The following is a 7,080-nucleotide window of genomic DNA, read 5'->3' as shown; positions in this document are numbered from 1 at the left end:
GTTACGGATCGAGATAGCGGGTGCGGCCATGATGATCTACCTGCAAAAGAGAGTAATAGATCAGAACGGCCGATCGCCGTCAAGCACTGAAAATAGCAAAATCAGGTGCGGAATGACGGATTCAGGCCTGGTATGAGTCGGCAACGCCTTCATCACGGGGAAGACCTCAGCGCTATTCTGATCTCGCCATCACCACCGTTCTGGTCATTAAACGCGTGTTCAGGTTGACCCTGCGGGCTGCACAGGGTTTTATTGATTCCATTTTTACACTGATGAATGTTCCGTTGCGCTGCCCGGATTACACCAGTGTCAGCAAGCGCGCAAAGTCGGTTAATGTCAGTTTCAAAACGTTCACCCGGGGTGAAATCGCGCATCTGGTGATTGATTCCACCGGGCTGAAGGTCTTTGGTGAAGGCGAATGGAAAGTCAAAAAACACGGCAAAGAACGCCGTCGTATATGGCGAAAGTTGCATCTGGCAGTTGACAGCAACACACATGAAATCATCTGTGCAGACCTGTCGCTGAACAATGTGACGGACTCAGAAGCCTTCCCGGGTCTTATCCGGCAGACTCACAGAAAAATCAGGGCAGCATCGGCAGACGGCGCTTACGACACCCGGCTCTGTCACGATGAACTGCGGCGTAAGAAAATCAGCGCGCTTATCCCACCCCGAAAAGGCGCGGGTTACTGGCCCGGTGAATATGCAGACCGTAACCGTGCAGTGGCTAATCAGCGAATGACCGGGAGTAATGCGCGGTGGAAATGGACAACAGATTACAACCGTCGCTCGATAGCGGAAACGGCGATGTACCGGGTAAAACAGCTGTTCGGGGGTTCACTGACGCTGCGTGACTACGATGGTCAGGTTGCGGAGGCTATGGCCCTGGTACGAGCGCTGAACAAAATGACGAAAGCAGGTATGCCTGAAAGCGTGCGTATTGCCTGAAAACACAACCCGCTACGGGGGAGACTTACCCGAAATCTGATTTATTCAACAAAGCCCCGATGATATTGCCATGTAAAAAAAGCCGGGAATTCCCGGCTTTTTAACGTCACTTAATTATAAACTAATTCCCACGTTGCCCAGCTGGTAATCGGCCCGCTGGTGGCGCTTTTCGGCGTTGGCGAAACATAGCCAACGTAATAGGTGAACAGGCCGCCGCTGACCGCGCTTTCCTGCAAACGCACCTGATTTTGCTGCGGGTCCGCCGGGACAATTTTATTACTCTTATCCAGCGTATTATTATCGTTAGTCGATAGCGCCAGATAAATATTCTGCGCTCCATCCGGCAAGGTATTGGCCAGATACCCGGCGTTTTCGTTACCGACCGCCGTCAGTAAAAAACCATCGACCCAGCGCACGCTGACCCGACGCACCTCATCCTGCGAGGCTGCCCCACCATCATGGCGCAGCTGGCAGTTTGACAGTGCCAGGGTAAACGGCTGCGGTTTCATAAACGCCCCGGCACCGCGATCGTGGACTTCCGCCAGGCTGACCGGCGCCAGCCAGACATTACCGCTGCCGGCATGCTGGCCGCCGTTTAGCGCGATGCTACAGGAAATATCCGTCACCCGCCCGGCAAAATCGACCCGTCCGCGATCGTAATTGGTCTCAAAACCCCACGCCGAGGGGGCGGCGAGGCTGCCGCAAAATAGCAGCCACGCGATAGTGTTTTTCGGCAATCCCTTCATTCCCCCTCCCGTATTAATCGTACGTCAGGTTAAAGATCATATGCGACTCCACCTCGCCGGTGCTGGTCGTCGGGCCATACTGATAAAAACGCGCGTGCAGCGGTATGGTGATGTAGCGGGTCTCCTGATTATTCAAGCGGCCGACGGTGTATTTATTATTAAACTGCAGCGGGGAGCCATCCTTCAGCACCTGGATGCCAATGCCTTTCGCCATCCCGCTGCCGGCTTTTTCATTCAGCAAGGCGCCCATGGTAGCGGTAGTGCTGGTGGCCAGGGTACCGGAGAACGAGGTGCTGATGTTGGCATATCCCGTTTCACTCAGGCCGCCGCTGCACTGCAGGTCGATATTAAAATCCTTCCCGCCGGCGGTGGTGCCGACCCCTTTCAGGTCGGTGCGCCGGATGGAACCCACATCGACATTCATATTTTTCCCGCTCAGCACTGAACAGGAGGGCGAGACCACGGTGATGGCGTTGGCGCTCAGATAGGTTTCGAGGATCGGGTTACTGCCGCTCTCCCAGTCGTAGGAGGTGTACTTACCCGCCGCCAGGGTGCCGCTGCCGGTGGTTGCCGCGGTTTTGATAATCTCCAGCGTAAAGCGCGACCCTTCGAGGGAATAGTTGGTGGTGTTATATACCTGGGACGAATAGACGTCGGGATAGACGATATTTACCGTTGCGCCGCCGCGGCTGAAACGCATGCCGATTCCCGGCACGTTGGTGGAGTAGATTTTATTTCCAAGGTCCGTGGCCCCTGGCGACACGATCTTCGCCACAAAGCGGTTGGTGCCGGCAGTACAGCGATAGCTTGCCCCGCCGGGAGCGCTCATCGTCCAGTCGCGGGTAAGGATCACCGAGCCCACCGGCAGATCCGGGGGCACCACCACCCTGCCCACCACCATGTCCAGCATCACCGTTGGCGATGAGAGACGCGTACAGGAGGCCCAGGACGAGGTGGTTCCCAGCGCCATTAAGACGATAAAAAGCGTCAGTAATTTCCTCAGCGACATACGCTATCCTTTGTTGTTTGCTGTCCCAGATCCACCGAACACTGCCCGCCGCTCCACTTCACAATCGCGCGTTTGGCGTTCGCATCGCTGATAAACATCATGCTGCCCTGGCCGACAACGCCGATCTCCTTGCCGTCGGGGGAGAAAATACTTGCCGCAAACGGCAACGGCTCGTGGTTCGCCTGGCGCGCCTGCAGGGTGAGGTTGTTCTGCACCTTAGTGCCGAACGCGACCTTAACCACGCTGCCTTCCCACGGCACAACCTGCGCCACGGTGCGATCGAAGGCCACGTCGTCATGGCTGCCTTTCGGGTCGATTTCCACGGCGTTAATCCGGTACGGGCGCAGATACGGCAGGATGGCGTAACCATTGCTGTCCACACGGGTGCCCGGCGATCCCGGAAGCATCGCCCCGGCCGCGTCTTTGGCTTCAATCAGGGCCATCGTCGAGCCGCTTTCCGGTGAGAGCACCACGCCGCCGCTGTGGGCGATCATCGTCCCGCTGGCGCCAATGCCGCTCTGACGATAGCCTTCGCCCTGGCTGTAGCTGCCGTTGAGGGTGGTCCATGGCGTACGGTAGCTGCCGTTGAGCGCCACATCATGCTGACCGCCGGTGGCGGTGGTGGTCGACACGCCGTAGTTAAGGTTGTTTTCACTGTCCAGCGAACCGTTGATACCAATCTGCGAGCTGGCAAAGCGCGAGTTATTGAACGAGGTGTTCGACGTCAGGTTGGCGGTGCGGTTATCGCCAAACCACAGCGGGTAGCTGAAGTTGAGTGAAATACGATCGTCGCGACGATGACCGGAGCTGTCTGGCGTATAGACGCGCTGCGCGCTCGCCGACCAGGAGAGACGACCAAATGAATTGTTGTAGCTGACCTGATACTGCTTCTCGGTCCCGGAGCGGTTCCAGTAATCGGAGATACGGCCGCTGAGATAAAACCCGCCCCAGCCGTCCGGCAGGTTCTGGTTCACCGTGAAGGTCATGCCGTTTTTTTGCCGCCACAGGGTGTAGTTGCTGCGACTATTTTTTTCCTGATCGACGGCGTACAGCGCGTCGTTGAGGTTGTAATAACCTTTCGTCGAGTAGCGATACGCCGCCAGCACGATGCTGGTCTGGGTATCGGTAAACATGCGGTTAAAGGTCGCGCGATAGCTCTGACCCGAGTCATCATGGGCATCGCTCTTCAACCGCGAATGGGTGACGTCAAAAGAGAGCGCGCCGATGCCGGTGTTCATCCCTGTCCCCACCAGGAAGGCCTGATAGTCGTCAAAACCGGTGACCCCGGTGTAGCCGGTCAACAGATTGTTGATCCCGTGCTGCCAGGTCGCCTGATAGAGCATCGGCTTGTTGCGCAGCGCGCTGTCGTCCACTTTACCGGCGGAGAGCGCGTAGCGGGTCATTCCCGGACGCAGCAGCTGGGCGACGGAAGCGTAAGGCACGCTAAACACTTCTACCGAGCCATCCGCTTCTTTCACCGAGACCTCAAGATCGCTGCCATAGCCGGAAGGATAGACATCCTGCAGGGTAAACGGTCCGGGCGGAACGGTGGTCTGATAGATAATATTGCTGCCCTGGCGCACGGTGACGAGGGCGTTGCTCTGCGCCACGCCGCGAATTTCCGGAGCATACGAGCGCATGCCGTCCGGGAACATATTGTCATCGGTGGAAAGATTAACCCCGCGCAGACCGATGGTGTCGAAAAATTCACCATTGGTGAAAATCTGCCCGCCGCTGACGATGGAGTTGAGCTGTGGGATAGGGCGCTGGAGATAGGTCTGGTTGCTGTTCCAGTGCGCTTTACCCTGCTGCTGCTGCCAGTTCAGGTTGCCGATGTGCTTCAGCAGCCAGCCGTCCCACGACAGACCGGCGTTGACGCCCAGATAGGCGCTGCTGTTATCCGACCCGCCTACCGAAGAGGTATGGCTGTTCCAGGCGTTCGCCATCCAGCCAAGATTGAGCGCGGTAATACCTTTGTCCCAGAACTCCGGGCTGACATAGTTTTTCAGGCGTTGATCTTCATAGATCTGCGGTACCGAAATGTTCAACCGCAGGGAGGACTGGACCAGGTTGTCTTTGACGTTTTCTTCGTTGCGCCAGGATTTGAGGCTACCGCAGTAGCCCTCCTGCTCGCTCAGCTGCGGATTGAGCTTTTCCGCCGCGATGCCATATTGGGCCAGCATCGCTTTGGTGTAGCAGACGCCCAGCCGACCATCTTTATCGCGCGCGATGCGTAAATCGTAGCGCCCTTTCCACTCGTCGTTGGTGTAGACGTCAAGGGAGTAAGTGCCTTCGGTAATCGCGCTGGTCGAAAAGCGCGACAGATCGACCTTTTCGCGACTGCCGACAATAAAGCCGTCGTTAAACTGATATACCGTTCCCGGGTTTTCCTGTCCGCTGGAAAATGGCGGAAAGCAGCACAGCGCGATGGCGATCGCGGTGCTTAATCTTCCCGGGCAGAATGACCTCTGCTTCATTAGCTTTTCCCTTATTTAACGGCCACTTTCACTGCGACATCGGCGCCATAGTCATTAATGTTGTTAACGGTCAGGGTTTCGCCGCGGTTGACGGCGGAGGAGAGCGCCACCGTCTGGCTGGACTGCGGCGCCAGCATCACGGTTTTGCTGTTCAGGGCTTTACCGCCGTCGCGGGAAATACGGCTGACGGTAATGTAGAACGGCGTCGGGTTGTTGATGGCGAGACTACTGCCGCTGGCGGTCAGGGTCAGCTTCTCGGCCGCCGCATCGCGGTTGCCCAGTCCGGCAGGACGATAAATAAATTTAAAGCGCGAACGGATCGCCAGCTGCAGCACGTTCTGGCCTTCATTTTTCTGATTGGCCACCACCGGCGGAATTTCCAGCAGATTCAGCCACCACAGCGTCTCTTTATCTTTCGCCAGACCGGCGCTGCTACCGAGCTTAATACGCAGCGTCTGGCCGCTCTTGGCGTCAACGCGCGAAATCGGCGGGGTGATAATAAACGGGGTGGTAATGGTATCCGGTGTGGCATCGGCATCGCCGTTATCCAGCCAGGCCTGCGCCAGCGCCGGACGGTCGGCGTTATTTGAAAGCTGTACCGTTATTTCTTTTTCATTTCCTGGATAAATAAAGCGGGTACCGTTAACAATAATATTGTTGGCATGGGCCGCAAAACTAAAAATGAAACAGAAAAAAAGGGCAATACGCTTCATGCTGACCTCAGAATAAAAATACAAGCGGCGGACATTGCCGCTTTATTATTGTTATTAACTGCCCCATCGCGGGGCAGTTTTATTTTCTGACGGAATTACTGGTAAGTAATTTCGTAAGTCGCGTAGCTGTTAACCACACCGGTGGTTACCGTGGTCGGCGCGCTGGTGGCGTAGCCTACGTAGTAGGTGAAACGCGCGCCATCGGCTACAGCGGAAGCGTCGCCTTTCGCTTTCGGCTGAGTGCTGTTACCCGGGATGATTTTGTTGGTCAGCGCGGTAGCGTTGTCAGTAGACAGCACCAGCTGGATGTTCTGAGCACCGGAAGCTTCGGTGTTCGCCAGGTAGCCCTGTTGTTTGCTGGTTGCGCCAGCCAGCAGGTTACCGCCGGTCCAGTTCACGCCCAGTTTGCTTACGTCATCCTGTTTAGTGCCATTAGCAGCCTGGCACTTAGAGACGTCAATGGTGAAAGATTTCGGTTTCAGGTAAGTATCCGCTGCTGCCGCTTTAACTTCAGTCAGGGTTACCGGAGACAGGTAAACGTTCGCATCGCTGCCCTGGCCGTTAACGGAAACAGTACAGGATACATCGGTAACTTTACCGAAGAAATTAACCTGGCCGCCGCCAACATTGGTATCAGCTGCATGGGCAGCAGTCATGCCAAAAAACGCGGTTGCCATTGCTGCAGAAAGAAGAACCTTTTTCATTGCCATTTCCTTGTCAGAGTGAATTACGAATCAATGAGCACACTGTGAATTCGCATAGAACCAGAAACATCAGGCGATGCTGATTTATGCCACAGTTAACGAAAAAGACTTTAGTCGATTGGCCCCTATATTTCCATACACTTTTTATCACTTCGCGAATTCAACTTCGAAGTGCGACACTCGCCTATGCCGCCTGACAGTACTCTTCGAATACCTTGCAGGGCGAGATCGTGAACATTTTGTTAAAAATTAAAAATAGTTTTTTGCCTACAAAACAAATACTTATAGGCCTGTGATATGCAGTTAACTTTATAGTCAGGATCGCCTTCACACTTTTTAATCGTCACTGCACGTCATTTCAGCGTATCTATTCACCAGGACGGGGTTGACGGCATCAGTTCTGCCGGGATGGGATAATCTGTCTTCTCGATGCACGCCCTGACCACGGCCCTCAACCACTCCTGTGGGCAGCGGCCCAATCGCT

General features: G+C 55.5%; 5 protein-coding genes and 1 pseudogene. 1 reads left to right on the top strand and 5 read right to left on the bottom strand.

The window, feature by feature from the left end; genetic code table 11:
* Positions 1–119 precede the first annotated feature (119 nt).
* Positions 120–947, top strand: a pseudogene (locus tag ACNPAA_RS20400) (IS5 family transposase); the annotation flags it as partial.
* A gap of 110 nt (positions 948–1,057) precedes the next feature.
* Here the strand turns inward: ACNPAA_RS20400 and mrkF are convergent.
* From mrkF to mrkA, 5 genes are all read right to left on the bottom strand, one after another.
* A complete protein-coding gene (gene mrkF, locus ACNPAA_RS20395) occupies positions 1,058–1,693 on the bottom strand; it encodes a type 3 fimbria minor subunit MrkF (RefSeq protein ID WP_000677445.1) in 636 nt (211 codons plus the stop codon).
* A gap of 13 nt (positions 1,694–1,706) precedes the next feature.
* Positions 1,707–2,702, bottom strand: coding sequence for a type 3 fimbria adhesin subunit MrkD (gene mrkD / locus ACNPAA_RS20390; RefSeq protein ID WP_048994310.1), 996 nt, complete (start codon positions 2,700–2,702; stop codon positions 1,707–1,709).
* Positions 2,693–5,179, bottom strand: coding sequence for a type 3 fimbria usher protein MrkC (gene mrkC, locus ACNPAA_RS20385; RefSeq protein WP_000813718.1), 2,487 nt, complete (start codon positions 5,177–5,179; stop codon positions 2,693–2,695). The genes mrkD and mrkC overlap by 10 nt, the downstream gene beginning before the upstream one ends.
* A gap of 11 nt (positions 5,180–5,190) precedes the next feature.
* Entirely contained in the window at positions 5,191–5,892 is a 702-nt protein-coding gene (gene mrkB / locus ACNPAA_RS20380) for a type 3 fimbria chaperone MrkB (RefSeq protein ID WP_000820818.1), read from the bottom strand.
* A gap of 95 nt (positions 5,893–5,987) precedes the next feature.
* Positions 5,988–6,596 carry a type 3 fimbria major subunit MrkA gene (gene mrkA, locus ACNPAA_RS20375; RefSeq protein ID WP_025714801.1) on the bottom strand — a complete coding sequence of 203 codons (609 nt, stop codon included), beginning with the start codon at positions 6,594–6,596 and terminating at the stop codon, positions 5,988–5,990.
* Positions 6,597–7,080 lie beyond the last annotated feature (484 nt).

It is taken from the genome of Aeromonas sp. PS2Canimalfood6 (assembly GCF_048276795.1).
Taxonomy (GTDB): Bacteria; Pseudomonadota; Gammaproteobacteria; order Enterobacterales; family Aeromonadaceae; genus Aeromonas; species Aeromonas caviae.
The sequence above is the reverse complement of the archived record's forward strand: the minus strand, read 5'-3'. Positions and strand labels throughout refer to the sequence as shown.